This is a genomic window from Pseudomonas sp. SDO5591_S426 (assembly GCF_054070755.1).
This window is the reverse complement of record NZ_JBSVXD010000077.1, coordinates 1-25891: the sequence shown is the minus strand read 5'-3', so window position 1 is coordinate 25891 and position 25891 is coordinate 1. Positions and strand designations below refer to the sequence as shown.

The following is a 25891-nucleotide window of genomic DNA, read 5'->3' as shown; positions in this document are numbered from 1 at the left end:
GCTTGTTCGCGGGGTGGTGTGTCAGACCCGCACGTGTTGGGTGGGACGTGGCATTCGCGAGCAAGCCCGCTCCCACATTGGCAGCAGTGCTCAACCGGCCTTGAGCAGGTCAGGATCAACGGGTGCCACCGGCGCGCTGTTGCGATCGTTCGGGTGCCAGTCCTGCCAGCGGCGGTGCTCGGTGGATCCGAGGTATTCGAAGTTGTCCTGGCCGGGATTGATGTTGTAGTAGTCGCGCACCACCGACTCGACATCGCCGCCACCGCAGTTGCCCTGCAGGATCTGGTGCACCGGCAGCCAGGCCTGGATGTACTTGGTCGGCTCGTACTCGAAAATGTCGCAGCAACCCTGAGAGCAGAAGTGATAACGCTCGCCTTCGTGTTCGGCGCTGCGATGGCTGAGGGTGGTCTGGTCGTCCGGCTCGCCGAACGACAGCGGGATCTGGCAGATCTGGCAGAGCATCGGCAAGGTCGGGTTGTAGAAACGCTCGCCCTTCTCTTGCAGCGCACGCCAGTGCTCGAAGCGCGGGCGGTAGATCTTGTCGAAGGTGTCGGGATATTTGGACGACAGCCAGTCCAGCTCCTCGTCGGTGGGCATCCAGGTGTGGAAGTTGGTCGCCTGGCTGTATTGGTAGAAGATCGACCAGGCCTGGTGGCTGACGTGGTCCTTGGCGATGTTCGCCTCTTCGACGTGCTTGGGCGGACGGATGCCGTAGCGCTCCAGGTCCTTGAACAGCGCCCCGCCCGCCTCTTCGAAATACACGCCCCAGGCTTCGGACCAGGACATGACTTTGTTCGGCAACATGTAGTCCATCATCATTCCCACCAGCGTCAGCAGGCGGTAGCCGCGCCAGAACCACTTGTCGATCCAGCGCTGGATGATCGGCACGTTGTCTTCGTGCTGCTCCAGCAGAAACTTGATCACTTCCAGGCCCAGGGTCATGTGTCGCGCTTCGTCGGATTGTGCCGAGAAGCCAAAGGTGACCGTGGCCATGTCGCCGTTGAACGCCGCTCCGGACATGAACGGCACGAACAACAGGTTGGTCAGCACGTACTCGAACGAGAACGAGATTGCCGTGAGGAACTCGAACGGTCCCGCCGTGCGCGCGTCTTCGAAGAACGACTTGGGCACCGAGAGGAACCACACGCGGTCGTGCATATGCGCGAAATCATGCAGGCCGTTGAAGTGCTTGTTGTAGTGACTCATCGCGTGAATCTGAGTCTGCACGTGGCGTAGTTCGTCGATGGCCTGCATCTGGCAGGCAATGCGCGCACCGGCGCCGCTGAACTGCCGGCCAACCCGGGCGAAACCTTGGTAGGCCTGATATTCCAGCGGCGTGACACCGGACAGGAACAGCTTCAGCGCGTTGACATAGCGGGCGTCCGACAGCGTGGTATGGCCGTTGTTTTGCGAGAACGCATCGAAGATCGCGTAGAGTTTTTTCTCTTTCTCGGCCTGGTACTTCCAGTAGGTGTCCATGGTCAGGCGGAACGGGTCTTCCCACTTGTCCCAGTCGGTGATCTTGATCCCTTCAAAGCGCTCGTGCGGGTAGATGTCCTCGTGGGTCTGGTAGCTGGGTTCCCAGTCGAGGTCACGAGTCATGCAGCGGTATTTGTCTTTGGCATTGAGGCGTTTTTTCACGGCCATGATGGCGCTCCCGAATTCTTGTTATGGATCGAACGGCGGTCGGTTCCGATCAGCTGTTCCAGTACAGGGAAAAGCTGTCGTCCTCTTCCACGACGTTGCCGCCCAGGGTGATCACGTACATCAGCATTTCCTGGATGTCCCAGACGCTGCCGGTGAGTTGCTCGACCGTTTCGCGGCGGATGTCGAGACGGCCCTCGGCCTCGATGCGGATCATCGATGGCTGGTGCTGGATCTCGGCGTGGGGGTTGTCCTGGACAATCGCGTCGACGATCGAACGCGCGTAGTCGGTGTCCTGCAGGTTCATGTAAACGAGGGAAGTCATGCGCGTTCTCCTGCCAGGCCAAGTTTCTTCAGGCGTGCGCTGAACTCGGTGCAGACAGCATCCAGTGCGGACGCGTCGAGGCCCATCGCCGCCAAGGGCCGCAGCGCCTCGATGGAACGGGCACTCCAGTGATCGACCCAGCCTTGCACCCGTGCCTTGTTGGCCGGGCTTTCGTTGACCACTGTTTTGAGCAGCGCATCGACCCAGCGCTGGCTTTCGGCAAACCACAGGCGCATGAACTCGGTCAGCATGCCGACCTGACCGGCGCCGTTGGCCGACAGTTGCTCGTCGAGTTTGTGGAACAGCAACGGGTACACCAGGCCATCGCTGACCAGGTTCTGCGCCACGGTCAATTCGAACCAGTCACGCACCACCAGCGTGTCCTCGACATAGCGACGCATGCCTTGCCACGCCGCATCGTTGAGCCACTGCTGTTTGGCCTGGGCCAGCAGCAACACGTCGCCGTCATCGAGCATCAGACCGATCCGCGACAGATACTGGGCGATGCCGAGGCGGTCCATGGCCTGGAACATGTGCATCTGCGTGACGCTGGTGCCGAAGCCGTCGGCGGCGATGTTGCTGTTGTTCATGTTGGCGCCCATCTCGGCGTGGCGCAGGGGCAACAGCAGCTTGCTGATCAGCTGGACATTCGCCGCAGACAGACCGGCGAGCATGTCGCGCTTTTCGCAGAAGGCGTAATCGTGCTCGGCGTTTTCCTGCATCTTGGCCCGGGCCTGGACGTAGGCGCCGTAGTAGTACTGACGCGGATCGCTGACGGCGTACCAGTCGGCCATCACCACCGCAGTGCGGGTGGCATCGTTGAGCAGTTTGTCGGGCTGCCACAATGGCCGGTAATGAAAATTGGTCGCCGACTCCAGATCGAAACTGGCTTCCTGATAGCGGCTGGCAACCTTGTCGCCAAACCGGCGACGCGTGTGGCTGAAGGTGTTGCGGATCGTCTCGACGGTGGTCGTCTTGATCTCGACACTCATGGAGTGGACTCCTGTGGTTATTGTTCTGTGGGGTGTTGATCGGCTTGGTCGGCGTCGCGGGTTTCGCCGTAACGCCACTTGCGCGCATCGGCGTCGAGGGCCGCGCACATCTGCGCGTCCATGTGCTGCACCCGGTTGTTTTCGCAAAACTGGCGGAACGCCTGGCGCGGCAATACCAGCTCGACAAACAGGTCGGGAAAGCCGATGGCGAAATCGAATTCGACGAAGGTGTCGTCAGGTCCGCTGCGGACGCGGATGTAGCGCGGCATCTGATCGAATGGGTTGGCGGGCTGGCTCATGCTCGGGTACTCCCTTGTTATGTTCGGGGTACGGAGCAACAAGGGTGCCAGCGCTGCAAAAACGCTCGGAATGATTGTTTTATTGGTTTAAAAACAAATAGTTAATTCTTATATTGGTTATTAGCGAGTGACCAGGACATCGTTGACTGCCAGGCCAGCCGACCGGCCAATTGATCATTTGCTCAATCGTCTTCAAGCCCTTCGAGCAAATGACCAATCATTCGGCGATTGACATTTCGCTCGGTTTCAGGCCGCTTAGAAAAAGGAAAACCGACCTTGCCTTGCCTGAAAAACACCGGTCGCCAGGATGCGTAAACAAACCGCCATAGCCTGAGCGGAACGCATCTCCATCCCCAACATAACTACAATCGGGGCGCACTGAATGATCACCACGTACAAGGCTTCCCAGCACCCGCCGTCGCTGAAGGACCTGAGCGACCAGGTTCGCTTTCACGGGACCGAGGGCAAAATCTGGCTGGACGAACAACGCATGTTGTTGATCCAGGTGTCGATGATGGCGTCGTGCAGACGCGAGCTGATCGAAATGCTTGGCGTCGAACGCGCCAAAGGGTTTTTCATGCGCCTGGGCTACCAGTCCGGGCTCAAGGACGCCGAACTGGCGCGCAAACTGCGGCCCCAGGGCAGCGACCTGGAAATGTTCTTCACCGGCCCGCAATTGCACTCGCTCAAAGGCATGGTCAACGTGCGACCGCAGGCGATCGACATCGATCTGGCGAACGGGCAGTTCTACGCCGACATCGAGTGGCAGGACTCTTTCGAGGTGGAGAACTGCCAGACCGAGAACCTGCATTCCGAGCAACCGGTGTGCTGGATGCTGCTCGGCTACGCCATCAGCTACAGCTCGTTTTTCCTCGGTCGGCAGATCATCTACAAGGAAGTCAGCTGCCGCGGTTGCGGCGATGCCCAGTGCCGGATCATCGGCAAGCCCGCCGAACAGTGGGACGATGCCGAAGAGATCATGCGGTACTTCCAGAGCGACCCGATCATCGATGAGCTGCAAGCGCTGCAAGTGCAAGTGGCCAACATGCGCCAGCGTCTGCAGATCGAGGCCGGCAAGTTCTACGGCATCGGCCAGTCAGCGATCTACCGCCGAACCTGTTCACTGATCGACAAAGTGGCGTTGGGCAAGGCTTCGGTGCTGCTGTTGGGCGAAACCGGCGTGGGCAAGGAAGTCATCGCCCGCAGCCTGCATTTGCGCAGTGAGCGCGCCGGTGGACCTTTCATCGCGTTGAACTGCGCCGCCATCCCGCCAGACCTGATCGAAGCCGAACTGTTCGGCGTGGAAAAAGGCGCCTACACCGGCGCCCAGCAGTCGCGCATGGGCCGCTTCGAGCGGGCCAACGGCGGCTCGCTGTTTCTCGATGAAATCGTTGAATTGACCCCGCGCGCGCAAGCCTCGCTGCTGCGGGTTTTACAGGAGCAGGAGTTGGAACGCGTCGGTGATTCGCAGACCAGAAAGGTCGATGTGCGGGTCATCACGGCAACCCATGAAGACCTGGAAAATGCCGTCAAGCAAGGACGCTTTCGCGCCGACCTGTTCTATCGCCTGAACGTGTTTCCGGTGCGAATTCCGGCCCTGCGCGAGCGTCGTGAAGACATCCCGTTGCTGATCGAACACTTCCTGGAAAAACTGCACGCCAGCTACCGGAAAAAGACCCTCGGCCTGTCCGACCGGGCCTTGCAGATGTGCCTGAACTACGACTGGCCCGGCAACATCCGCGAGTTGGAAAACCTGATGGAACGCGGCGTGATCATCACCGACGAGAACCAGAGCATCACCGTCGACGCCCTCTTCCCGCATTCGCCGCAGATGGCCGAAAGCATTGGCTTGGCCAGTGACGGACGGTTGGTGAAATCGACGCCCACGCCCGGCCAGAACTGGATCGACACGATCATCGACAGCGGTATCGCGCTGGATTCGGTGGAAGACGCGCTGATTCACGCGGCCATGGAGCGCAGCCAGCAGAACGTCTCGGAAGCGGCCCGCCTGCTGGGCATGACCCGCCCGGCGCTGGCGTATCGTCTGAAAAAATCACCTGCGGATATGCCTTCGTCCAAAGGTTGATGTTTTGGGCAATACCTGTGGCCACAGATCTGTATGCGACGGTGATCCTGTGGGAGCGGGTTTACCCGCGATGGCGGCGTGTCAGCCACCGTTGATGTTGGAGGTAATGGCCTCATCGCGGGCAAGCCCGCTCCCACAAGGTTTTGTAGTGTTCAAAGCCCTACACGGTCCCTGGCATCACAACAACGGAATCGCATAGTTGATGATGAAGCGGCTCTGATCCACATCACGCCCCGCGTCGGTGTTCGACTGGCCGTTACGCAGCGAGAAGCCGACGTTCTTGAACGTGCCCGACTGAATCACGTAGTCCAGGGTCATGTCGCGCTCCCATTCGGACTGGTCGCCGGCGTTCTGCACTTTGATGTCGGTGCCCTTCAGGTACACGATCGACGCTTTCAGCCCCGGTACGCCCAGTGCAGCGAAGTCGTAGGTGTACTGACCGAAACGGGTCTGCTCTCCGGCGCGGGTGAAGCTCTGGATCATGCGGTCGGTGGGCAGGTAGACGCTGCCGCCACCAGCGCCTTTATCCGGCAGGCTGCCCTGGTTGGGCTGGACGAAGTTGCTGCCATCACCGACCTCTTGATACCCCAGCGTGACCGCATGCCCGCCATTGGCATAAGTGATCATCGCGGCCCAGGTGTTGTTGTCGATTTCACCGTTGTTGTCTTCGGTGTAACCCGATGCTCGATAGCCCTGCGCACGGCCAGCGGCGGAGCTGTTGGCGCCGGTCGATGTGGTGCGGAAATAACGCAGGTCGGTGGTGATCGAACTGGCGCTGTCGATCGGCAGCAAGTGAGTCAGGCCGAAGAAGTTCTGGTTGTAGAAATCCTCCAGCTGCGCGAAGTAATACTGGGCCTTGAGCGTCTTGGTGACCTCGTAGTCGCCCCCGGCGAAATAGAACTTGTTGCTATCCCGAGTGGCACCTGCGACCGACAATCCGGTGCGATCCGTCGAGGCGCGCCCCACGGCCTGCTCCAGCAAACCGCTGGTCAGGGTCAGGCCATCGATGTCTTTCGAAGTGATCTGGGTGCCGGTGAATGACTGCGGCAACACACGGGCATCGTTGGAGATCAGGATTGGCAGTTTTGGCAGCAATGTGCCGTAGCGCAACTCGGTTTTACCCAGGCGCATTTTCGCGGTCGGGCCGAAACTGCTCCAGGAATCAGCCGCATCGTCGCCGTCACTCGGGATCATGCCGCTGCCGACGTGGCGCCCGCGTCCGCTGTCCAGCGTCACCCCGAGCAATGCCTGGGCATCGAGCCCGAAACCGACCGTGCCTTGGGTAAAGCCGGACTCGTAGCGCAGCACGAAACCCTGTGCGGTCTCTTCGGTTTTCGAAGGGTCTGCTGCCCCGTCGCGGTTGTCGCTGTTGAAGTACAAGGTGCGCATCGAAAGCGTGGCTTTACTGTCTTCGAGAAAACCGTGGCTGTCGGCGGCCTGCGCACATAAGGAACTGGTGGCCATGAGGATTGCGGTGGGGATTGCTCGGTTGAACATACGGTGCTCCTGGGTGAATTCTTGTTTTTTTAGGTACTGCCGCCCATTCACAGGCGCGCAAAATCACCCGCCCGATGGATGACCATCAGCATCAGAACGTCGAAGCGGCGGGTGGAAAATCAGAGCGGCCAGCGCCACTCGAAAGGGTCACGTCGAATGAATCGTGAAACTCTTAAAACATTTCGAGGCGCGATTATCAAACGAGGTGAAAGTAGTTTTCGTGCAGGGATAAGGGTTGTCGCACAGAGGTACGGACAAGCGCGGTATTTGAAAATCCACCCAGCGGGTTTTCATCGATTTTGCCTCTCGTCTCGAACATCGCAGGGTGTCGAGCGATGGTCGATACTGCATTTCACCCCCCGTACCGAGGAGCTAAAAATGCCTCTGACCCTGTACTACCATCCGCTGTCGTCGTACTGCCACAAAGTGCTGGTCGCGCTTTACGAATACGCCATCGAATTCGAACCCAGGATCATCGATCTCTCCAATGAAGCTGACCGCGCAGAACTGCAAGCGCTATGGCCGCTCTGCAAGTTCCCGGTCATCCGTGACCAGCGAAACCCGCAGGGCCTGGCAGAGTCGAGCATCATCATCGAATACCTGGACCGCTTTTACGCCGGACAACATTGCCTGCTGCCCAGTGATTGGGACACGGCGTTGCAGGTTCGTCTGTGGGACCGGTTTTTCGACCTGCACGTCCAGACGCCGATGCAACAGATCGTCGCTGATCGCTTGTTCGCCACCAACGGCGACCTGAGCAAACAACGCGCCAGCCTGTTGACCGCCTACGGCATGCTCGACCGTCAGCTGGCCTCGCGAACCTGGGTGGCCAGCCCGGACTTCAGCCTGGCCGATTGTGCCGCCACCCCCGCGCTGTTCTATGCCAGCACCCTCGTACCCTTCCCCGACGATTGCCGGCACTTGAGCGCCTACTTCGAACGTTTGACCCAACGTCCGTCGGTGCAACGAGTCATCGACGAAGCCAAACCGTGGTTTTCTTTCTATCCGTATGCCGAGGCCATCCCGCAGCGGTTTCGCTAGCCGCGTTATCGACGCTGCCGACTGTTGGCCCGCGCCTTGCTTTGGCTGAACTCGCCGGGGGATGTTCACACGCATCCCCAGTGGCGCAATCGGCGACGGAGGTGGTCATGGCGGGGGAAACAACGCTGACAGTTTTGATGGCTGCGCTGGCAGCCATCGTGATCGTCATGGTGGCGATATCCGCGGCGGCAGCGGCGGCCATGGTGACCGCAGCCACCCTCACCGCCATCGGCATTGCAGAACGGGTCATGCCGGATATCCAACCCCTGGCGGCTCTGGCCCTCACGCCGCCCCAGGCCTTGCTCATGGCCACCCTGCAAGCCGGGAGCCTGTCGACCATTACCGAGCTCATGCAACAGGTCAATCTGGCCATGATCATGGCCACTCTCTAGGCACATCTTTCACCCGCAACACTCCCCATAAAGCCAACCATTCACAGGGAATTTCCCCAATGTCGGGGGTACTTTCGCGCAGATGGTTGCGAGTGCGGCGATCAAGGCCTATGGTCCAGACGATGCATTGCCGCGACCGGTACAACAACTCATCGCCGGTTTCTGGCCTCCCACCGAGGATCCACGCAGCGAGGTGACGACATGCCGAACGACTCCCGCCCTGCCGTGCTCGAACTGATCGGCAATACGCCACTGGTGCGTGTCAGCCGTTTCGATACCGGCCCCTGTACCCTGTTTCTCAAGCTCGAATCACAGAACCCCGGCGGTTCGATCAAGGACCGCATCGGCCTGGCGATGATCGACGAGGCCGAGCGCGATGGTCGCCTCAAGCCCGGCGGCACCATCGTCGAAGCCACCGCCGGCAACACCGGCCTGGGCCTGGCGCTGGTCGGCCGCGCCAAGGGCTATCGGGTGGTGCTGGTGGTGCCGGACAAAATGTCCACGGAAAAAGTCCTGCACCTCAAGGCCATGGGCGCCGAAGTGCACATCACCCGTTCCGATGTCGGCAAGGGTCATCCGGATTATTACCAGGACGTCGCCGGGCGCCTGGCAGCAGAAATTCCCGACGCCTTCTTCGCCGACCAGTTCAACAATCCGGCCAACCCGCTGGCCCACGAATGCAGCACCGCGCCGGAGATCTGGGCGCAGACCCAGCATGATGTGGACGCGATTGTCGTCGGCGTCGGCTCGGCCGGCACGCTGACCGGGTTGACCCGTTTCTTCAAACGCGTGCAACCAAACCTGGAAATGGTGCTGGCCGACCCGGTCGGTTCGGTGATGGCTGAATACAGCCGTAGCGGCACCCTCGGCACGCCCGGCTCCTGGGCGGTGGAAGGCATCGGCGAAGACTTCATTCCGTCGATCGCCGACCTGTCGAGCGTGCGCCACGCCTACTCCATCAGCGACGAAGAAAGCTTCGATCACGCCCGCCAGTTATTACGCGCCGAAGGCATTCTCGGCGGCTCGTCGACCGGCACCCTGCTCGCCGCCGCGTTGCGTTACTGCCGCGAGCAAACCGAGCCGAAACGGGTGGTCAGCTTCGTCTGCGACACCGGCACCCGTTACCTGTCGAAGGTCTACAACGATCAATGGATGAGCGATCAGGGCCTGCTGCAAAGCAAGCGCTACGGCGATTTGCGCGACCTGATCGCACGGCGTTTCGAGGATGGCCGGGTGATCAGCGTCGGCCCCGACGACACCCTGCTCACCGCGTTCCAGCGCATGCGCCTGGCGGACGTGTCGCAACTGCCGGTGCTGGTGAATGGGCAGCAACTGGTGGGTGTGATCGACGAATCCGACATCCTGCTGGGCGTGCAGAAAGGCGCTTCGCACTTCCGCATGACGGTGACCAGCGCGATGACCGACAAACTGCAAACCCTGCCGCCCGACGCCAGCCTGGCGCAACTTGAAGCGGTGCTCGACCTCGGGCTGGTGGCGATCATCAAAGACGCCTCCGGCTTCCACGGCCTGATTACCCGGGTCGACATGCTCAATCATTTACGGAGATCCCTTGCATGAGTCAGCACGATAAAAATGCCGCGCCACACGGCTTCGCAACCCGGGTGATCCACGCGGGACAATCGCCGGACCCTTCCACCGGCGCGCTGATGCCGCCGATCTATGCCAACTCGACCTATTTGCAACAGAGCCCCGGCGTGCACAAAGGCCTCGACTACGGGCGCTCGCACAACCCGACACGCTGGGCGCTGGAGCGCTGCGTGGCGGATCTCGAAGGCGGCACCCAGGCCTTTGCCTTCGCCTCGGGACTGGCGACGATCTCCACCGTGCTCGAACTGCTCGACGCCGGTTCGCACATCGTCTCGGGCAATGATCTGTATGGCGGCACCTTCCGCCTGTTCGACAAGGTGCGTCAGCGCAGCGCCGGACACCGTTTCAGCTTCGTCGACCTGACCGACCCGGCCGCCTTCGAAGCGGCGTTGCAGGACGACACCCGCATGGTCATGGTCGAAACGCCGAGCAATCCCCTGCTGCGCCTCACCGACCTCGCTGCCATCGCCCGCACCTGCCGCGACCGCGGCATCATCTGCGTGGCTGACAACACTTTCGCCAGCCCATGGATTCAGCGTCCGCTGGAGCTGGGCTTCGACATCGTGCTGCACTCGACCACCAAGTACCTGAACGGCCACTCCGACGTGATCGGCGGCATCGCCGTGGTTGGTCAGAATGCGGAACTGGCCGAGCGCCTGGGCTTCCTGCAAAACGCAGTGGGCGCCATCGCCGGGCCGTTCGACGCCTTCCTCACCCTGCGCGGCGTGAAGACCCTCGCACTGCGCATGGAGCGCCATTGCAGCAACGCGCTGGACCTCGCGCAATGGCTGGAACGTCAGCCGCAAGTGGCGCGCGTCTACTACCCGGGCCTGCCCTCGCACCCGCAGCACGAATTGGCGCGCAAGCAAATGCGCGGCTTCGGCGGGATGATCTCGGTCGACCTCAACACCGACCTGGCCGGCTCCAGACGCTTCCTTGAAAACGTGCAGATCTTCGCCCTGGCCGAAAGCCTCGGCGGCGTGGAAAGCCTGATCGAACACCCGGCCATCATGACCCACGCCACCATCCCCGCCGACACCCGCGCAGAACTGGGCATCGGCGATGCGCTGGTGCGGCTGTCCGTTGGGGTCGAGGATGTCGAAGACCTGCGCGCAGATCTGGCGCAGGCATTGGCAAAAATTTAGCTACACCCAAAAACCCTGTGGGAGCGGGCTTGCCCGCGATGAGGCCGGCACATCCAACATCGATGGCGACTTATACACCGCCATCGTCGGATCGCCGCCCGGAGCAAGCTCGCTCCTACAGGTATTTACACCAAGACTTACATTTTTCCGGATCATCAAGACATGTCCAACCTCAACACCTCCCTGCAAGACACCGCCGCACCCGATGGCGTTTGCTACGGCTGCGGCAGCAGCAATCCCCACGGGCTGCACATCAAGAGCCATTGGCATGAAGACGGCGTGCACGTCGTCGCCGAGCACGTGCCCGATCCCATGTACTGCGGCTGGCCGGATCTGGTCTACGGCGGCTTGATCGCGATGCTGGTCGACTGCCATTCCAACTGGGCGGCCATGGCCTATCACTACCGGGCGGAAAACCGTGAAGTCGCCAGCCTGCCGCGCATCAATTGCGTCACCGGCAACCTTGGCATCAAGTTCATCAAACCGACGCCCATGGGTATTCCGTTGGTCCTGCGGGCGAAAGTCGAAGGCGAAGTCGGGCGCAAGACCCGCGTCATCTGCGAGGTGTTCGCCGGGGACGTGCTGACGGCGGTCGGCGACTCGGTGTTTGTCCGGGTCGATACCAGTCAACTGGCAGACGCGGCTCACGGCCGCTAAGCGTTCCTCATTCCTCTTCCATCAGCGCTGTGATCCGCCCGGACCTCTCCGCGGCCAACAGCGCTGCATAGTCCTTGGCATTCTGATCGGCATAGGCCACGGCAAACTTGCCGATGGCCTGATCGAACGAATCCGTTTTCCCCAGATATCCGCTGATGAGCGCCGCATCCCCGGATTTGGCGTGGGCACGGGCCAGCGTCTGACCGCACCACTCGGCGTAGCGCTTCAAACGCGCCGCCGTAATGCCTTCGATGGGTGCCGACATTTTCATGTCGCGCAACTGGCGAACAAAAAAGTGCCGGCCATTCTGGCCGCGTGTCCAGCCCAGAAAAATGTCACTTGAGGACTGCATCAACCGTTGCCCGGTGACCACGCGCTGCCCCTGATTGTCGAATTCGCTCTTGCCCGCGTAAGGCGCCAGCACCGAAGGACAGGCCTCTTTGAATTGCAGAAGCAACGGATGGTTTTCCGCGGAAAAAAACAGACCGACAAAACAATAGGTCCCGACGCTGCCGATCCCCACCGCTTTGACCGCAATGTCCTCAAGACGATAACGATCAAACAGCACACGCCGTTCATGGGGTAATGACAGTCGATAATCCTGCAGCGCCTCACGGGCGCGCTCCACGAAATTCTGTTCATCCACGTGATAAAGAATCGGTGGCTGGTCGATCAGCCTGCGACGCCCCGCCACTTCGCTGCTGATCTTGGGATAGAGGTAATCGCCGACCCGCAGCCGGGCCTTGGCCATTACTTGTTCGCGAAACTTTTTGACTTCGGCGTTGGGCGCCATGTCGATGATCGTCTGGGCATCCAGGCGTTCATACCAGAGCTCCAGCGGGCTCAACTTCGAAAGTTTGCGCAGGCGTAAGCGGTACGCACGTACGCATTCCATAGCGGTGGCCGCTGCCGCTTTATCGCTGACCCGGTTGTCCCGCGCCGCCACCACAAAACTGATCGCCAGCCGTTTCACATCCCATTCCCAAGGCGCGGGCAGGGTTTCGTCGAAGTCGTTGATGTCAAAAATCAGATTGCGCTCAGGCGTGGCGAACAACCCGAAATTCAACAGGTGACAATCGCCGCAGGCCTGCACCTCGATACCTGTGGTTGGCGTCTTGGCCAGGTCGTGGGCCATCAACCCCGCCGAGCCGCGCAAAAAAGTGAACGGGCTGCGCAACATGCGCCCGTAGCGCACGGGCACCAGATTGGGCAGCCGATAGCGGTTGGACTCTTCCAGCAAATCAATCGGGTCGCGGTGTTTGCGCGGCGGTTTCCAGGTGGCGTGCAGCGAGTGCGGCACGCTCTCGCGTAATCGCTCACCGGCACTCATGCGCTCCTTGCGCGAACGAAAAACCGCTTCCTCGATGGCAACGGCGGATTTGCGGGTCTTAGCCTTGGCAGGCTTGCTTTTACGCGCGGTCATGTCCACTCCCTCGCCCAATGAAACCGACTCGCCTGGGCACGCGGAAACAAACGGGTTACCGAAGTCTTTACAAGCGTAGCAGCTCTGATTTGAAGTGGATGACGATGCACAGCGGCCTCATTTTCGGGCCGCTGCGCAATTCACTGCTCGGCTACTCGGGTGGGTCAATCTGATCCAGCACCCGATTCGCCGTGATCTCCGCCAGCATCACGCTGTTGGAAATGCCCAGCAACGCATTGCGCGATTCACCGTCGAGGTGATCGACCAACTGATGGACCATTACATCGACCGAGGCCAGGGTCTCGACTAAATAAACGGCCAGGGTTTCGAGCGTCACCTCAGGGTCGACGGTGAAGAGGGTGCTGACGGTGCGCGGTGTGGCTTTGATGTCGGCGGTTGAGGGGAAGTGAAAGTCGAGGGCGCGTTCGGCGGCTTCGTTGAGTTTTTTGGAGTCGGGTTCGTACGGGGATGCCGGATCGGTTTCCGGCGGGTTTGGCGTTACCTTGAACATAGATGCTCCCTTGTTAAGAAGGGCCGCAACCATCTCGCTACTAAACGATAGGGTGGCAGCTGTGCGCAAGTTAGTAGACCGGCAAGGGAAAGCAAAAACCGGCGCGTCCGAGGACGCCATGCGCACAGCTACCATCAAGCGCAGGCAGATACCTGATTGATGATGCTCATGCGACCGCTATACCTTGGCCGGGCTACTAAACCCGATCACTGATGGGCAGTGACGCGAACCAAGTTACCGATGGCCCTCAAGGCGCACAAGCCGGCGGATTCTGGCGTACGCGTAGGCAACGGCGCAAGGTCTTGTAGCTTGCATGAAGTTTCCTTCAGCGCTTTTAAACACGGGCTCTTCGGCGATGTTTAATGAGTACGCGCAAGCTTCGGTGACTGGCAGAAGTCTCTCTCCAACAGATCGCCCAGATGTTCGAACGAAAGCACTCCTTGCGAGAGAAGGCGCGGTAGGCCTGGCTGCTTTTTTTTCAAGTAGCTGCATCCAGATCACCTTCTGGTGGGTAGTACATCTAGACGCCACTGCGCCGCAGAGCCAATCGACCTGATGGAGAGGCTGGCTTAAAGAAAAGCATGCCCCCACCACCCAATCCTGCGTAGCGATCTGAGAGAGACAGGTGATGTCTGCAGTGAAAAGCAGCCATTTCCCTCCCAGCCCTCTTGACCCGGTCAACCGCAGAAAAAGCTGTACAAAAAAATTGACTTGTACAGCATTCACCCTATTCTTTAAAAAGCTGTACAAAAGTTTATCTATGTACAAGAAAAAGGAGGGGTTTCATGGTCGACACCGCTGGCACTGGCCAAATACGGATCAGCCCCTCATCCAGGCAAAAAGACCTTTTTGGTGGCGCGAATTGCCCGGCAGAGACTGTCCACTTCACCAGAAGACACCCGTGGACGCTGAATTTCTCCAAGCACCTGCCGGCAGTGAGGTCGCAACGTGTCTGACTTCCTGCGATGTTTCGCCAGCGACTTTGCAGCACTGGACGCCAGCAATTTGCACAAACTCAAGAACCTGTACAGCCACGATGTTCGCTTCAGTGATCCGCTCCATGAGATCCAGGGCCTTGCAGCGCTGCAGGATTATTTCACAGCGCTATACGCCAACGTCGGCGAGCTTGGTTTCACGTTTCACGGCTATGACCAGGTACAGGACGGCATGGGTTATCTACGTTGGACCATGCATTATCACCACCCTCGCCTGCGCCGTGGCCAACGGATAAAAGTCGTTGGCTGCTCGTACCTGCTTTGGCACGAGAAGGTGTACCAGCATCGCGACTATTTCGATGCCGGCGCTCTGCTTTATGAGCACCTGCCATTGATGGGGACCGCGATTGGCTGGCTGAAAGGGAGACTGATATGAAACGTATCTGGCTCACCGGCGCAAGCAGCGGCATAGGCGCCGCGCTGGCGGAGATTCTGCTGGCCCAAGGTCATTTTCTAGCCGTCAGCGCGCGTAATGCAAAGGCCCTGGAAAAACTACAAACAGATCATCCGCAACAGGTACTTCTTCTGCCGGGCGACCTGACCGATCCAAGTCAGGTTCAAGCCATGGGCAAGCGAATCGAGCAAGCCTGGGGCTACCTGGATCAGGTCATCCTGAACGCTGGCACCTGTGAATACCTGGACGCCGGCCTCTTTGAAGCCAGCATGATTGAACGCGTGATGCGGGCCAATTTGTTTTCCGCGGCCTACTGCGTGGAAGCAGCCCTACCGCTGTTGCGCAAGGCGCAGCGACCGCACCTGGTGGCGGTAAGTAGCTCGGTCACCTACCTGCCTTTACCTCGGGCCGAGGCTTATGGCGCCTCGAAAGCGGCTATGCGTTACCTGTTTCAGTCGCTGCGCATCGACGTTGCACACGAGGGCATCGACGTCACACTCGTCAGCCCGGGCTTCGTCGATACGCCGCTCACGCAACAGAACGATTTCCCGATGCCGATGCGTTGGCCTGTGCGCAAGGCTGCCGTCTACATCGCCACCCGGCTGGAAAGACGTCCGCTGGAGATCGCCTTTCCCGGGCCATTCATTGCCGCCCTCCGTCTATTGGCTGCACTGCCTCAACGCCTGCAACTGGCGCTGGGCAAACTCATGGCGCGTCCCGTCACAGAAGAATCTTCATGAGAATAGCGATCATCGGTAGCGGTATCTCCGGGTTGACCTGCGCCTACCTGCTCAACCGTCAGCATGATGTCACCGTATTCGAGGCAAGTGACTGGATTGGCGGCCATAGCCACACGGTTGACGTCGAGGTGAAGGGCGAACGCTTTGCCATCGATACTGGTTTCATCGTCTTCAACGATTGGACCTATCCCAACTTCATCCGTTTGCTGGACAAGTTAGGCGTGGCCTCGCAACCCACCGAAATGAGTTTCTCGGTCCAGGATCCGCATACTGGCACTGAATACAACGGCAACAACCTCAACAGCCTTTTTGCCCAGCGGCGCAACCTCATGTCACCCGGTTTCTGGGGCATGTTGCGCGACATACTGCGCTTCAATCGCGAAGCCTTGCGTGACCTGGACGAACAGCGCATAGCAGCCGATACCACCCTTGGCGCCTACCTGCGGCAAAACCGCTACGGTCAGCGCTTTATCGAACACTACATAGTCCCAATGGGCTCGGCGATCTGGTCGATGACACTGGGCGACATGCAGCGTTTTCCGCTTCGGTTCTTCGTGCGCTTCTGTAAAAATCACGGGCTCCTGTCGGTCACCCATAGGCCGCAGTGGCGCGTTGTCAGCGGTGGCTCGCGCAGTTATGTAGCAGCGTTGAGCGCCGGCTTTGTCGAGCGCATCCGCCTCAACTGCCCGGTGTATCGGATAGAACGTGATGTAGCCGGGGTGATCGTATTTAGTGCAGCCGGCAACGAGCGCTTTGACAGCGTGGTGTTCGCCTGTCACAGCGATCAGGCATTACACCTGCTCGCGGCTCCGACCCAAGCCGAACGAGAGATACTCGGTGCGCTGCGCTATGCCGAAAACGACGTGGTGCTGCACACCGACACCCGTCTGCTGCCGAACCGGCGCCTGGCGTGGGCAAGCTGGAATTACCGCCTCGGCGGCTCAACCCGGCAACCGGCCGCTGTCACCTACAACATGAATATCCTGCAAGGGCTCCAGAGCGACACCACCTTCTGCGTGAGCCTGAACCAGACCCAGGACATTGACCCAGGCAAAATCCTCGACCGCTTCCGCTACGCCCATCCGCAGTACAGCCAGGCAGGCCTGGTCGCACAGGCACGTTGGCAAGAACTGCAAGGCGCTCAAAACAGCTACTACTGCGGCGCCTACTGGGCCAACGGTTTCCATGAGGACGGCGTGGTGAGTGCCTTGCGCGTAGCGGCTGCTTTTGGAGAGCAACTGTGAACAGCGCGCTCTACCGCGGTTGGGTCAGCCACCGTCGCCTGCTGCCGCGCATCCATGGGTTTCGATATCGCATGGGTATGCTCTACCTGGATCTTGCGGAACAACCGCAGGTTCTAGGGCTATCGTGGCTGGCCGGACATTCGCGCTGGGGCGCCTTCTCCTTCCGCGAAACCGACTACTTGCCACACGCCACGCGTCAGGGCGTGACGCTGAGCGATGCAGTACGTGAGCAGCTGAAACAGGCCCTCGGGCATGCCCCGCAGGGACGGATCTGCCTGCTCACCCAGCCGCGCAGTTGGGGGGTGTCCTTCAATCCGATCAGCCTGTTTTATTGCTTCGAATCCGACGGCAGTCTGGCGGCCATCCTCTGCGAAGTCAGCAATACCCCTTGGCGAGAGCGTTACCACTACGTACTGCCGACCCACGCGAGCGGTGAGTCACGTCATCGGGTGGCCAAGAGTTTCCATGTTTCGCCCTTCCTGCCACGCAATCTGGAGTACCGCATGCGCTTCTCTGCTCCCGATCAAAATCTGCACGTGACCATGCAGGACTGGCACGGTGAGCAAAAAATTTTTGAAGCGGGCCTGGGTCTGGAGCGCATCGAACTGACGCGGCAAAGCCTGCATCGCCACCTTCTGGACTTCCCCTGGATGACCGGCAAGACACTGCTCGGCATTTACTGGCAGGCCCTGCGTCTGCTGCTCAAGCGTCTGCCACTGTTTGCCCATGAAGCCACCAACGGTCAACACCGCACCGCAAATCTGGAGTCTCGCCATGACAAATCCTAGCCTGAACTCCGCCGGCACCTGTGGCTCTGCTGCCAACGGAGCAGGCGCCCGTCTGCTGAAGAAAGGGGTCTTGCGTCAGTTGGCACAACTGCGCCACGGACATTTGGTGATCATCGTCGACGGCGAGCGTTTGAGCTTCGGCCAGCCAGGCGAGGTGCTGCATGGCGAAATCGAAGTGCATAGTTCGGCCCTCTGGCCGATGGTGGCGCTCAATGGTTCAATTGGCGCTGGTGAGGCCTATATCGAAGGGTACTGGAGTAGCCCCGATCTGACGTCGGTGGTCCGCATTTTCGTTGCCAACCTGGACGTGCTCGATGGAATGGAGCGCGGCCTGGCACGTCTACGCCGTCCACTGGCAAACGTCCTGCACTGGTTCAACCGCAACACGCGCCGGGGCTCGCAACGAAACATTTCAGCGCACTACGACTTGGGCAACGCGCTGTTCGAACAACTGCTGGACCCCACCATGATGTATTCGGCGGCCATGTTCCGCTCCACCAGCGACAGCCTCGAACAAGCTCAACTGTACAAGCTGGAGCGCATCTGCCAGAAGCTTGATCTCAAACCCGGTGACCACCTGCTGGAGATCGGCACTGGCTGGGGCAGTATGGCGCTCTATGCGGCCACCCACTACGGCTGCAAGGTCACCACCACCACGCTGTCCCATGAACAGTTTGCCTACACACTTCGCCGAATTGAGGAGCAGGGTCTGCAAGACCGCATCACCCTGCTGTTGCAGGACTATCGTGACCTGACGGGAAAATACGACAAGCTGGTATCGATCGAGATGATCGAGGCGGTCGGCCACCGCTTCCTGCCCACTTACTTCAAACAGTGCGCCCACCTGCTAAAAGAACACGGGTTGATGCTATTGCAGGCCATTACCATTCGGGATCAGCGCTATGAGCAGGCGAAAAAAACCGTCGACTTTATCCAGCGCTACATTTTCCCGGGGGGTGCCTTGCCTTCGGTGAGCGCCATGCTGCACACCATCAGTCGCGACACCGACCTCAACCTTCACCACATGGAGGATTTCGGCCTTGATTACGCACGCACTCTTCGCATGTGGCACGAAAACCTGCGGCGCAGCCGGCACAACCTGGAAGCCCTGGGTTACGACCAGACGTTCTATCGCCTCTGGGAGTTTTACCTGTGCTACTGCGAAGGTGGCTTCCTGGAGCGAAGCATCGGCACCGCGCATCTATTGCTCGCCAAACCCGGGGCGAGGCCGCAACCCTACGGGCTGAACGCGTGAGCGGACGAAGCCGGTTGATTCTGAACGCAGGGCTATTCCAACTCGGATGGTTCGCCTGTGTACTTGGCGCTCAACGGCCCTGGCTGTTGCTGATCGCAATTGCCTGCCTGGCTTTACACCTGCTTTGGATTGCAAACGCTGTTAATGAGTGGCGCAGCCTGTTGAGAGTGGCAGCCTGCGGTTGGGTCGTGGACAGCGCTCTATTGCACCTCGGGCTGTTCTCCTTTCCCGGAGCGCCTGTAGTTCTGCCGCTTTGGCTGGCGATCCTTTGGCTGCTTTTCGCCAGCACTTTGCGCCACAGCCTGAGCTGGACAAAGGAACCTTGGTGGATGGGCAGCCTACTTGGCGCTTTTGGTGGCCCTCTCTCCTATTGGGGAGGCGCAAGGCTGGCAGACGTGGGCCTGCCGCTAGGCGTGTGGCCTAGCTTTCTGCTACTCGCATTGATATGGGCGATACTGATGCCGATGTTGCACTGGATGGCCGGACAGCCTGCCCGTTGACTCAGGGCTGCTTGCGGAAGAACAAGGTGATCTGACCGACCTCCACCCCGAACTTGGTCATGAACGAGCGATTGATCATGGTGTTCTTGTCCATGAGGTACATCCAGTCGTCTAACTGAACCTCATACTCTTCGCCATCCACCGGCAGTCTCAGCACATATTTCCAGCGCAGCGCATTGCCTGCCACCTCACCACGCGCCTCGCCCACCACATCGCCAGCGGTTCCGCGCCATTGGCCGGGGCCAGCAGGGGTTAGCGTCCACACGCGTTTTTGCTTAGTACCATCGCTGTAAGTGAAGGATTCGTCGAGGATCAGCCTGCTGCCCTCGGAGTGGCTGTTGATCTGCACATGGAAGCGCTTGGTGACCTCGCCTGAACGCTTTTGGAACATGCCCCAGGCTTCGACCCGGCCCTCGAAGAATTCGCGCAACTCAAGCGTCGGTGTCTCTTGGCTGTAGGTCTGCACATCTACGCGGCTGCAACTCGCAAGGCCAAGGCATAACAGCAATATCCAAACCTTCGACATGTGCACTTCCTCAACGGCCTCAGGGTTTCGCTGCGCCCAGCAATTGAGCGCGCAGCTCCGGGTTGCGTGTTCGGGGGTCTAGCCAGATCGCAAAAAAAGCTTTGGCGAATGCATCATCCCTCACCACATGGCGCAGGTTCTCGCCGACGTAAAAACGTGTGCCCTCTCCAGGCTTGTAGACACCGGTGATGCGGTCACCTGCGCGCACATCGACAAACGCTTGCTGCATTTCACGCTCCCAGCGAGCCATCAGCTCTGAATTCAGGGAGTTGGGCGAAAGGCGACGGATTTCCTTGACGCTGGCCTCGACCAGATCATCGCGACTAACAGCGCGAGTGTAGGTAAGCTCCAGCGCAAATGGCACATCTGCACCCAGCGGTTGACCGGCAATCAGGCGTGGGCTCCAGAATTGCGCGCGATAGATGGAGAAACCGAATACGCGCATATCCCCGCTACCCAACAGGCGAGCATCGGGTAGAGTCTCACGCCAATCAGCCCACAGTTCCGCACTCTGGAGCATCAGAACCAGACAGATAACGCGGCGGATCAAGCGGTCCGTCTGCATGATCGAAAAGGCCTCAATAAAACCCAATGGACGCCTTTAAAACTTATACCAAATTACTATTTTGTACAGCTAATGTCTTAAACCGGGCTTTCCCGCGAATAAGGGACAGGACAGGTGTGTCTGCCCTCAATACGCCTCAGGCGCTCCCTTGCGACGACGTCTAAGCTGTTGCGATTGAACCTTGTCCGCCAAGGAGCTTTCCATGAGCGCCTCGCTGTCCGAGCTTGATGCCGCCCTGCCCGGTTTGACCCGCAAGATCCGCGTGCTGGATGCCTTGGCCTGGCCGGATGGCATCGAGGAAGATTTCCTGGCGAAATGGCGCGGTGGGCGTGCGGAGTTGCCAAACGTCGAGCTTCGCTCCCGCGACCACAGTGCCGATATCGCCGCCCTCGAAGACTTCATCGGCCGCTGCGATCCGGGCCATCCGGCCAGTAACTATCTGGCCATGACCGCCCGCAGCTATGCCACCGCCGGACGCATGCTCGGGGCCATTGGCACGCCTGCGTTTACTCAATATTCATCCGCGCTGTACCGGCGCCCGGATTTCTATTACACCAACCAGAAACTAAGCATGCTGGACGCGGCGCATTTCTTCCTCAAGACCACCGACGCCCTGCTGGGTGGTGCGCGGATTCCTCCGACCCAGGCTGATATCCCGGCCGAGGCTTTTGCCGACTGGATACGTCCGGAACTGGACCGGTTCTTCGGCGCGGGTCGGATCACGGTGATACTCGATTCGACCCTTGCCGCCAAAGCCATCGCCGGGGCGAGTCGTATCCGCCTGCGGGCCAGTGCGCTGTTCTCGGAACTGGACAAGAATCAGTTGTTGCAGCACGAAGCTTTCGTGCATGTCGCCACCGCACAGAACGGTGCGTTGCAACCCAACCTCAAAAGCCTCGGTTTGGGAGCGCCCCGCACAACCCAGACTCAGGAAGGCATTGCCACGCTGGCCGAGTTGTTCACCGGCAGCATGGACATCAACCGCCTGCGGCGCCTCGCCTTGCGTGTGCTGGCGGTCCAGCAAGCGCTGGATGGCGCCGACTTCATTCAGGTGTTCGAAGGTTTTCTGGCGGGCGGACAGTCGCAAGAAGAGTCCTTCCGCTCAACCCAACGGGTGTTCCGGGGTGCCGACCTGCGGGGCGGATCGGCGTTTACCAAAGATGCCGCGTACCTGACCGGCCTGCTCGGCGTGCATACCTTGTTGCGCATTGCGATCCGCGATAACCGGCCGGACCTGGTCGGCCATTTGTTTGCCGGGCGCCTGAGCCTGGGCGACACGGTACGCCTGGCGCCACTGTTCGAATCCGGCTGGCTCCAGGGCCCGACCTACCTTCCCGCCTGGGCCTCTGATCTGCGCCTGCTCGCCGCCAACCTGGCCTTCTCTGCCTTCATCGCCCGAATCAATCTGGATGCGCTCGACCTGCAAGTGTTCATGGCCTTTGCAGACGAGCATGAAAGCGATGCCAGTGCCCAATAACTGCACTTCACAAACAACGGTGACCCGACATGAACGATAAAAAAGACCTCATCAGCCTCGATGAAGACATCTGTGTTCATGTGTTTACCGCGTCAGCCGCGATGGTGGGCGTGTGCATTACGGTGATCGGGATCTTCCAGGTCGTTTCAACGCTGAGAAGTGCAGACTCGATGGGCGATGACTTTCTTGCGGTGAACGCCATCCTGTATTTGATCACGACCATGCTTTCTTACTGGTCGTTGCGTACCCGAAAGGTGGCCCGCAATCATTTCCTGGAAAAGTTGATCGACATTCTTTTTCTTACTGCGCTGACTTGCACGACCGGGATCGCAGCCTTTATCACGTGGGCGATTACCTTCAAATAGAGTCTTGGCTGGAAGTCCGGATTTGACCCCGGACTTCCAGCTCTATCGTCTTGCTGCCTTACAGACCGGGCAACACATCCGGCGGCACGATTGCCCCGCCCTTCATCACCACGGGTAGGGTTTCAAGCACTGATATGTCAGCAATCGGATCGCCATCGACAGCGATCAAATCGGCGAAGCGACCCGCACTCACGGCGCCTACGTCCGCCTGCCAATTGAGCAGGTCAGCCGCCACGACGGTCGCGGACTGAATCGCCTGCATGGGCGTCATGCCGTACTTCACCATGTACGCGAACTGTTTTGCGTTGGTGCCAATCGGATAAACCCCGGCGTCGGTGCCATAGGCAATTTTCACCCCGGCCTTGACCGCTTTGCGAAACGCCTGGCGCTGTACGTCGGTGGTTTCGGTGTTCTTGCGCAAGTAACTTTCGGGCCAGTTTTCCTTGCGGCCGACTTCATCGATGTAGTCGCCGTTGTAGATATCCATCACCAAATACGTGCCGTTGTCCTTCGCCATCTTGATGCCTTCATCGTCCAGAAGCGACGCATGCTCAACGGACCTGACGCCTGCGCGAATAGCGGCCTTGATCCCTTCCGCACCATGAGCGTGGACCGTGGCATAGCTTTTATGAACCTTGGCTTCCTGGACGACAGCGCGCATTTCTTCTTCGGTCATTTCCATTTGGCCGGGTTCGGTACCTTCGGCCAGTACCGAGCCGGTGCCCATCATCTTGATGGTGTCTACGCCGTGCTGGAACAGGTAGCGAGTCTTGAGTTTGGCGTCATTGGCATCGCGGTAAACACCCACGCGCATATCGGCCGGGATCTCCACACCCGGCGCAAATCCCGTCACCTCGCCGCCACCACCGGCAACGGTGATGTACGCACCCACGACATTCATTCGAGGCCCCAGCACGCGGTTTTCGTTGATCGCATCACGCAGCGCGACGTCGGTGAACGCTCGATAGGTGCCCAGGTCGTGCACCGTGGTAAAACCTGCGCGCAAGGTTTGATAGGCATGTTTCGCGCCCATCAGAGCGACGTCTTGCGGCGAATGCAGGAGCGGTTCCGCCACGTTGTTGGTCATGTCCCAATCGGAGATATGCGTGTGCATGTCGATCAACCCCGGCAACACGGTCCTGGATGACCAATCAATCACTTTGCTGTCGGCCGGCGGCGCACTCCACGGTTCCACGGCAACGATGCGTTCACCCTCGATCTTGATGCGTTGATCGTTCAGCACCTTGCCTTTCTCGACATCCACCAGACGGCCCGCATGGACATACACAGTATCGGCGTGGGCGGACAACGCCATGCAAGAAAGTGTGACCGCCAAGGCGATGCACTTGACCGGAAAGTTCTTCATGTGAAACCTCTTGTTTTTATTGGATTGGGATGTGCACATCAAAAAAGATCGAACGGGTATTCGGTAATTATTCGAAGTTGCTTAACGCTGTCCCCGGTAAATGATTGGTCGGCATAGCGCACGCGTACCGACAGGTTTTTCAGGGCGCCGCTTTCCACGACGGTCTTCAGGTCGATGTCTCGCTCGATCTGTTTGTCCGAATGGGCGAAGTAGGCGTACAGGCCTTCCGGATCGACTTTTTCATTATCGATGTCGAACCCGTAGACATATCGAAAGCTGAGCGTTGTATGTAAGTAGCCTGTACTGCCAAAGTCATACGCATAACCGAGGCCTACCGACTGCTCACCCGGCCCGTTGAAGTCGCTATATTGCGAAGAGTTGGCCAGGTAGATGGAGTCCATGTAAGTGCCGTCTGATGCCATCAGATAATCGAACGGCTGGCTGCCATGGATTTTTTGATAAGACAGCGTGAAGGTGTGTGGGCCAATTCCGTATGAGGGCGCCAACGACCACGCCGTGACGTTTATCGCACCAGCATTGGCATTCCCTTCATCAAGTGAGCGATACAGATTGAAGTCGAAACTCAGCGATTGCTCTTCCGTGAGCGCGAAGCTGTAGTTCGCATTCACGTAGTACTGGCGCCATAAATCCTCTGCACGGGAGGCATAAAACGCGACGCTACCCTCATCGACTGGCTGATACGTCAAGCCGGCGTAGTCCACGTTGCCGGCGTCTACTCCGGCGTATCCGGCCATGAAACCACCATCGTGACCGGTGCTTGTATAGCCCCTGGATGAATAGAAGTGCCCGACATCAATGCTGACCTTGTCAATGTCATCACTTAACAACTGGATACCTCTTGTGGTCATCGGCATCAGTCGCAAGTCAGGCGTTGCGAAGACCGGATTGTAGGGACGCAGATCGCCATACTTGAGCACCGTATTCGACCATTTCATCTTCACCGCCGCATTGGCGGTAGACGACTCTGTTCTTTCCCCATCGCCATCGGCGGGAAACATGCCCGTGCCCACCGTGCCGCGCCCACCATCCAGCTTGTAAGCGGTATAGGCACTCGCATCGATGCCGAAACCGATTTCGCCTTGGGTGAAGCCGGACTTGTAGTCCATCAGGAAACCCTGCCCCCACCCGATTGAATCCGGATAGTCGGACAGTGAATTGCGATTGAAATACATGTTGCGTGCAAGGATCGTCGCGGCCCCACCCTCGACAAAACCTTCCTGGGTTTCGTCAGCCTGCGCTTGCAGTGAACTTGCGGACATTGAAAAAACGAACAGGCCAAACAGTGAGCGCTTCTTCATTAAAGGCCTCAAGGCTTTGATTGTTATTATTTTATGAAAACGCGGGTACGACGTATTTTTCAGGTCCCGAAGACTGAAAATGTATTGGCGTTACTTGGGATTTTTTTGTGCAGAAAGTTGATGAGGCCGGCCGGATTAAGGCTGGCCTCCTGACAGCCTTAATCCGCTTTGAAGCAATAGGCGGCCAGTTTGTTGCCGTCCAGATCGCGGGCATACGCGGCATAGGCGTTCGGTGCCCAGCCACGTGGCCCCGGCAGACCTTCACAGGTACCGCCAGCGGCCAACGCTGCGGCGTGGAAAGCGTCGATGGCGGCACGCGTCGGCGCCTCGAAGCTGACGGTCACACCATTGCCGACGCTGGCGGGTGCCCCGTCAGCCGGTTTCAGAACGAAGAAGGCCGGTGCATCCTCGCCCCAGATAGAACCGTTTTCGCCGAGGTCCGCCAGACGTTTATGGCCAATTTCGCCCAATACGTTGTCGTAGAAGTTGCGGGCTTTGCTCAAGTCATTGGTGCCGACGGTAACGTGGGTAAACACACTCATTTAATGGCTCTCTTTTGTAAGAACGAGGTGAGTTGGCGTTGCTGTTTCGCCTAAGAATGTGCCCCGGACATTTGAAAGAACAGTGATGTATCTGCATTAATCCTATGTGAGGAGCGCATAGAAACTTCAGCCGCCCTAAAATCGAGTAGGAGGCGGATTTACATCCGCCGTCCTCTCACACCACCGTACGTACGG

At 59.2% G+C, this 25891-nt stretch carries 26 protein-coding genes; 14 read left to right on the top strand and 12 right to left on the bottom strand.

Annotated features, from left to right (window positions below; genetic code table 11):
• Positions 1–90: 90 nt before the first annotated feature.
• Genes ACW9JC_RS16520 through ACW9JC_RS16505 form a run of 4 tightly spaced genes read right to left on the bottom strand, consistent with a single transcriptional unit; the run spans position 91 to position 3260 of the window.
• Positions 91–1647 (bottom strand): aromatic/alkene/methane monooxygenase hydroxylase/oxygenase subunit alpha, encoded by a 1557-nt coding sequence (locus ACW9JC_RS16520; RefSeq protein ID WP_338586241.1) that lies wholly within the window; start codon positions 1645–1647, stop codon positions 91–93.
• A 49-nt stretch (positions 1648–1696) separates the two neighbouring features.
• Positions 1697–1969: an MmoB/DmpM family protein gene (locus ACW9JC_RS16515; RefSeq protein ID WP_338586240.1), complete on the bottom strand. Its 273-nt coding sequence runs from the start codon at positions 1967–1969 to the stop codon at positions 1697–1699.
• Positions 1966–2961, bottom strand: a complete 996-nt coding sequence (locus ACW9JC_RS16510; protein ID WP_457456126.1) for an aromatic/alkene monooxygenase hydroxylase subunit beta — start codon at positions 2959–2961, stop codon at positions 1966–1968. Before ACW9JC_RS16510 ends, ACW9JC_RS16515 begins: the two co-directional genes overlap by 4 nt.
• A gap of 17 nt (positions 2962–2978) precedes the next feature.
• Entirely contained in the window at positions 2979–3260 is a 282-nt protein-coding gene (locus ACW9JC_RS16505; RefSeq protein WP_457456124.1) for a phenol hydroxylase subunit, read from the bottom strand.
• Positions 3261–3642: 382 nt separating this feature from the next.
• On the opposite strand from ACW9JC_RS16505, the gene ACW9JC_RS16500 reads away from it, so the two are divergent.
• A complete protein-coding gene (locus ACW9JC_RS16500; RefSeq protein ID WP_457456122.1) occupies positions 3643–5346 on the top strand; it encodes a sigma 54-interacting transcriptional regulator in 1704 nt (567 codons plus the stop codon).
• Positions 5347–5523: 177 nt separating this feature from the next.
• On the opposite strand, the gene ACW9JC_RS16495 is transcribed toward ACW9JC_RS16500, so the two are convergent.
• Positions 5524–6843 carry an OprD family porin gene (locus tag ACW9JC_RS16495; protein WP_457456120.1) on the bottom strand — a complete coding sequence of 440 codons (1320 nt, stop codon included), beginning with the start codon at positions 6841–6843 and terminating at the stop codon, positions 5524–5526.
• Between the two features lie 378 nt (positions 6844–7221).
• On the opposite strand from ACW9JC_RS16495, the gene ACW9JC_RS16490 reads away from it, so the two are divergent.
• The 5 genes from ACW9JC_RS16490 (at position 7222) to ACW9JC_RS16470 (ending at position 11686) form a co-directional block, all read left to right on the top strand.
• On the top strand, positions 7222–7884 hold the full coding sequence (locus ACW9JC_RS16490) for a glutathione S-transferase family protein (protein WP_457456118.1): 663 nt from the start codon (positions 7222–7224) through the stop codon (positions 7882–7884).
• A gap of 107 nt (positions 7885–7991) precedes the next feature.
• Positions 7992–8276: a hypothetical protein gene (locus ACW9JC_RS16485; protein ID WP_457456116.1), complete on the top strand. Its 285-nt coding sequence runs from the start codon at positions 7992–7994 to the stop codon at positions 8274–8276.
• A gap of 201 nt (positions 8277–8477) precedes the next feature.
• Complete coding sequence (locus tag ACW9JC_RS16480) at positions 8478–9854, top strand: pyridoxal-phosphate dependent enzyme (RefSeq protein ID WP_457456114.1); 1377 nt, start codon at positions 8478–8480, stop codon at positions 9852–9854.
• Positions 9851–11029 carry a trans-sulfuration enzyme family protein gene (locus ACW9JC_RS16475; RefSeq protein WP_457456112.1) on the top strand — a complete coding sequence of 393 codons (1179 nt, stop codon included), beginning with the start codon at positions 9851–9853 and terminating at the stop codon, positions 11027–11029. Before ACW9JC_RS16480 ends, ACW9JC_RS16475 begins: the two co-directional genes overlap by 4 nt.
• A gap of 162 nt (positions 11030–11191) precedes the next feature.
• Positions 11192–11686, top strand: coding sequence for a PaaI family thioesterase (locus ACW9JC_RS16470; protein WP_457456110.1), 495 nt, complete (start codon positions 11192–11194; stop codon positions 11684–11686).
• A 7-nt stretch (positions 11687–11693) separates the two neighbouring features.
• Here ACW9JC_RS16470 and ACW9JC_RS16465 read toward each other — a convergent pair whose 3' ends face one another.
• On the bottom strand, positions 11694–13109 hold the full coding sequence (locus ACW9JC_RS16465) for a DUF2252 domain-containing protein (RefSeq protein ID WP_457456108.1): 1416 nt from the start codon (positions 13107–13109) through the stop codon (positions 11694–11696).
• Positions 13110–13260: 151 nt separating this feature from the next.
• Positions 13261–13620 carry a DUF6124 family protein gene (locus tag ACW9JC_RS16460; protein WP_338586229.1) on the bottom strand — a complete coding sequence of 120 codons (360 nt, stop codon included), beginning with the start codon at positions 13618–13620 and terminating at the stop codon, positions 13261–13263.
• 948 nt (positions 13621–14568) lie between these two features.
• Here ACW9JC_RS16460 and ACW9JC_RS16455 point away from each other — a divergent pair.
• Genes ACW9JC_RS16455 through ACW9JC_RS16430 form a run of 6 tightly spaced genes read left to right on the top strand, consistent with a single transcriptional unit; the run spans position 14569 to position 19536 of the window.
• Positions 14569–14991, top strand: coding sequence for a nuclear transport factor 2 family protein (locus ACW9JC_RS16455; RefSeq protein WP_457456106.1), 423 nt, complete (start codon positions 14569–14571; stop codon positions 14989–14991).
• Positions 14988–15749, top strand: coding sequence for an SDR family NAD(P)-dependent oxidoreductase (locus ACW9JC_RS16450; protein WP_457456104.1), 762 nt, complete (start codon positions 14988–14990; stop codon positions 15747–15749). The genes ACW9JC_RS16455 and ACW9JC_RS16450 overlap by 4 nt, the downstream gene beginning before the upstream one ends.
• Entirely contained in the window at positions 15746–16993 is a 1248-nt protein-coding gene (locus ACW9JC_RS16445; RefSeq protein ID WP_457456102.1) for an NAD(P)/FAD-dependent oxidoreductase, read from the top strand. Before ACW9JC_RS16450 ends, ACW9JC_RS16445 begins: the two co-directional genes overlap by 4 nt.
• Complete coding sequence (locus ACW9JC_RS16440) at positions 16990–17781, top strand: DUF1365 domain-containing protein (RefSeq protein WP_457456100.1); 792 nt, start codon at positions 16990–16992, stop codon at positions 17779–17781. Before ACW9JC_RS16445 ends, ACW9JC_RS16440 begins: the two co-directional genes overlap by 4 nt.
• Entirely contained in the window at positions 17768–19036 is a 1269-nt protein-coding gene (locus tag ACW9JC_RS16435) for a class I SAM-dependent methyltransferase (protein ID WP_457456098.1), read from the top strand. Before ACW9JC_RS16440 ends, ACW9JC_RS16435 begins: the two co-directional genes overlap by 14 nt.
• Entirely contained in the window at positions 18934–19536 is a 603-nt protein-coding gene (locus ACW9JC_RS16430; RefSeq protein ID WP_457456096.1) for a DUF2878 domain-containing protein, read from the top strand. The genes ACW9JC_RS16435 and ACW9JC_RS16430 overlap by 103 nt, the downstream gene beginning before the upstream one ends.
• A gap of 1 nt (position 19537) precedes the next feature.
• Here ACW9JC_RS16430 and ACW9JC_RS16425 read toward each other — a convergent pair whose 3' ends face one another.
• Together ACW9JC_RS16425 and ACW9JC_RS16420 are read right to left on the bottom strand one after the other, a co-directional pair.
• Complete coding sequence (locus ACW9JC_RS16425; RefSeq protein WP_457456094.1) at positions 19538–20062, bottom strand: DUF3833 domain-containing protein; 525 nt, start codon at positions 20060–20062, stop codon at positions 19538–19540.
• Between the two features lie 19 nt (positions 20063–20081).
• The gene (locus ACW9JC_RS16420) at positions 20082–20627 is read right to left on the bottom strand and encodes a chalcone isomerase family protein (protein WP_457456092.1); all 546 of its coding nucleotides are present in this window, start codon (positions 20625–20627) and stop codon (positions 20082–20084) included.
• A 202-nt stretch (positions 20628–20829) separates the two neighbouring features.
• On the opposite strand from ACW9JC_RS16420, the gene ACW9JC_RS16415 reads away from it, so the two are divergent.
• Both ACW9JC_RS16415 and ACW9JC_RS16410 read left to right on the top strand, forming a co-directional pair.
• Positions 20830–22104 carry a flavohemoglobin expression-modulating QEGLA motif protein gene (locus tag ACW9JC_RS16415; RefSeq protein ID WP_457456090.1) on the top strand — a complete coding sequence of 425 codons (1275 nt, stop codon included), beginning with the start codon at positions 20830–20832 and terminating at the stop codon, positions 22102–22104.
• A 29-nt stretch (positions 22105–22133) separates the two neighbouring features.
• Complete coding sequence (locus ACW9JC_RS16410) at positions 22134–22469, top strand: hypothetical protein (RefSeq protein WP_448107350.1); 336 nt, start codon at positions 22134–22136, stop codon at positions 22467–22469.
• 58 nt (positions 22470–22527) lie between these two features.
• Here ACW9JC_RS16410 and ACW9JC_RS16405 read toward each other — a convergent pair whose 3' ends face one another.
• From ACW9JC_RS16405 to ACW9JC_RS16395, 3 genes are all read right to left on the bottom strand, one after another.
• Positions 22528–23835 (bottom strand): Xaa-Pro dipeptidase, encoded by a 1308-nt coding sequence (locus tag ACW9JC_RS16405; protein ID WP_457456087.1) that lies wholly within the window; start codon positions 23833–23835, stop codon positions 22528–22530.
• Between the two features lie 38 nt (positions 23836–23873).
• Positions 23874–25154, bottom strand: coding sequence for an OprD family outer membrane porin (locus ACW9JC_RS16400; protein WP_457456085.1), 1281 nt, complete (start codon positions 25152–25154; stop codon positions 23874–23876).
• A gap of 158 nt (positions 25155–25312) precedes the next feature.
• Entirely contained in the window at positions 25313–25696 is a 384-nt protein-coding gene (locus tag ACW9JC_RS16395) for a VOC family protein (RefSeq protein WP_338586218.1), read from the bottom strand.
• Between the last annotated feature and the right edge of the window lie 195 nt (positions 25697–25891).

What these genes read in the sequence shown, in the direction of transcription:
- ACW9JC_RS16520 (WP_338586241.1), bottom strand. Translation starts at nt 1,647, where the DNA reads ATGGCCGTGAAAAAACGCCTCAATGCCAAAGACAAATACCGCTGCATG.
- ACW9JC_RS16515 (WP_338586240.1), bottom strand. Translation starts at nt 1,969, where the DNA reads ATGACTTCCCTCGTTTACATGAACCTGCAGGACACCGACTACGCGCGT.
- ACW9JC_RS16510 (WP_457456126.1), bottom strand. Translation starts at nt 2,961, where the DNA reads ATGAGTGTCGAGATCAAGACGACCACCGTCGAGACGATCCGCAACACC.
- ACW9JC_RS16505 (WP_457456124.1), bottom strand. Translation starts at nt 3,260, where the DNA reads ATGAGCCAGCCCGCCAACCCATTCGATCAGATGCCGCGCTACATCCGC.
- ACW9JC_RS16500 (WP_457456122.1), top strand. Translation starts at nt 3,643, where the DNA reads ATGATCACCACGTACAAGGCTTCCCAGCACCCGCCGTCGCTGAAGGAC.
- ACW9JC_RS16495 (WP_457456120.1), bottom strand. Translation starts at nt 6,843, where the DNA reads ATGTTCAACCGAGCAATCCCCACCGCAATCCTCATGGCCACCAGTTCC.
- ACW9JC_RS16490 (WP_457456118.1), top strand. Translation starts at nt 7,222, where the DNA reads ATGCCTCTGACCCTGTACTACCATCCGCTGTCGTCGTACTGCCACAAA.
- ACW9JC_RS16485 (WP_457456116.1), top strand. Translation starts at nt 7,992, where the DNA reads ATGGCGGGGGAAACAACGCTGACAGTTTTGATGGCTGCGCTGGCAGCC.
- ACW9JC_RS16480 (WP_457456114.1), top strand. Translation starts at nt 8,478, where the DNA reads ATGCCGAACGACTCCCGCCCTGCCGTGCTCGAACTGATCGGCAATACG.
- ACW9JC_RS16475 (WP_457456112.1), top strand. Translation starts at nt 9,851, where the DNA reads ATGAGTCAGCACGATAAAAATGCCGCGCCACACGGCTTCGCAACCCGG.
- ACW9JC_RS16470 (WP_457456110.1), top strand. Translation starts at nt 11,192, where the DNA reads ATGTCCAACCTCAACACCTCCCTGCAAGACACCGCCGCACCCGATGGC.
- ACW9JC_RS16465 (WP_457456108.1), bottom strand. Translation starts at nt 13,109, where the DNA reads ATGACCGCGCGTAAAAGCAAGCCTGCCAAGGCTAAGACCCGCAAATCC.
- ACW9JC_RS16460 (WP_338586229.1), bottom strand. Translation starts at nt 13,620, where the DNA reads ATGTTCAAGGTAACGCCAAACCCGCCGGAAACCGATCCGGCATCCCCG.
- ACW9JC_RS16450 (WP_457456104.1), top strand. Translation starts at nt 14,988, where the DNA reads ATGAAACGTATCTGGCTCACCGGCGCAAGCAGCGGCATAGGCGCCGCG.
- ACW9JC_RS16445 (WP_457456102.1), top strand. Translation starts at nt 15,746, where the DNA reads ATGAGAATAGCGATCATCGGTAGCGGTATCTCCGGGTTGACCTGCGCC.
- ACW9JC_RS16435 (WP_457456098.1), top strand. Translation starts at nt 17,768, where the DNA reads ATGACAAATCCTAGCCTGAACTCCGCCGGCACCTGTGGCTCTGCTGCC.
- ACW9JC_RS16425 (WP_457456094.1), bottom strand. Translation starts at nt 20,062, where the DNA reads ATGTCGAAGGTTTGGATATTGCTGTTATGCCTTGGCCTTGCGAGTTGC.
- ACW9JC_RS16420 (WP_457456092.1), bottom strand. Translation starts at nt 20,627, where the DNA reads ATGCAGACGGACCGCTTGATCCGCCGCGTTATCTGTCTGGTTCTGATG.
- ACW9JC_RS16415 (WP_457456090.1), top strand. Translation starts at nt 20,830, where the DNA reads ATGAGCGCCTCGCTGTCCGAGCTTGATGCCGCCCTGCCCGGTTTGACC.
- ACW9JC_RS16410 (WP_448107350.1), top strand. Translation starts at nt 22,134, where the DNA reads ATGAACGATAAAAAAGACCTCATCAGCCTCGATGAAGACATCTGTGTT.
- ACW9JC_RS16405 (WP_457456087.1), bottom strand. Translation starts at nt 23,835, where the DNA reads ATGAAGAACTTTCCGGTCAAGTGCATCGCCTTGGCGGTCACACTTTCT.
- ACW9JC_RS16400 (WP_457456085.1), bottom strand. Translation starts at nt 25,154, where the DNA reads ATGAAGAAGCGCTCACTGTTTGGCCTGTTCGTTTTTTCAATGTCCGCA.
- ACW9JC_RS16395 (WP_338586218.1), bottom strand. Translation starts at nt 25,696, where the DNA reads ATGAGTGTGTTTACCCACGTTACCGTCGGCACCAATGACTTGAGCAAA.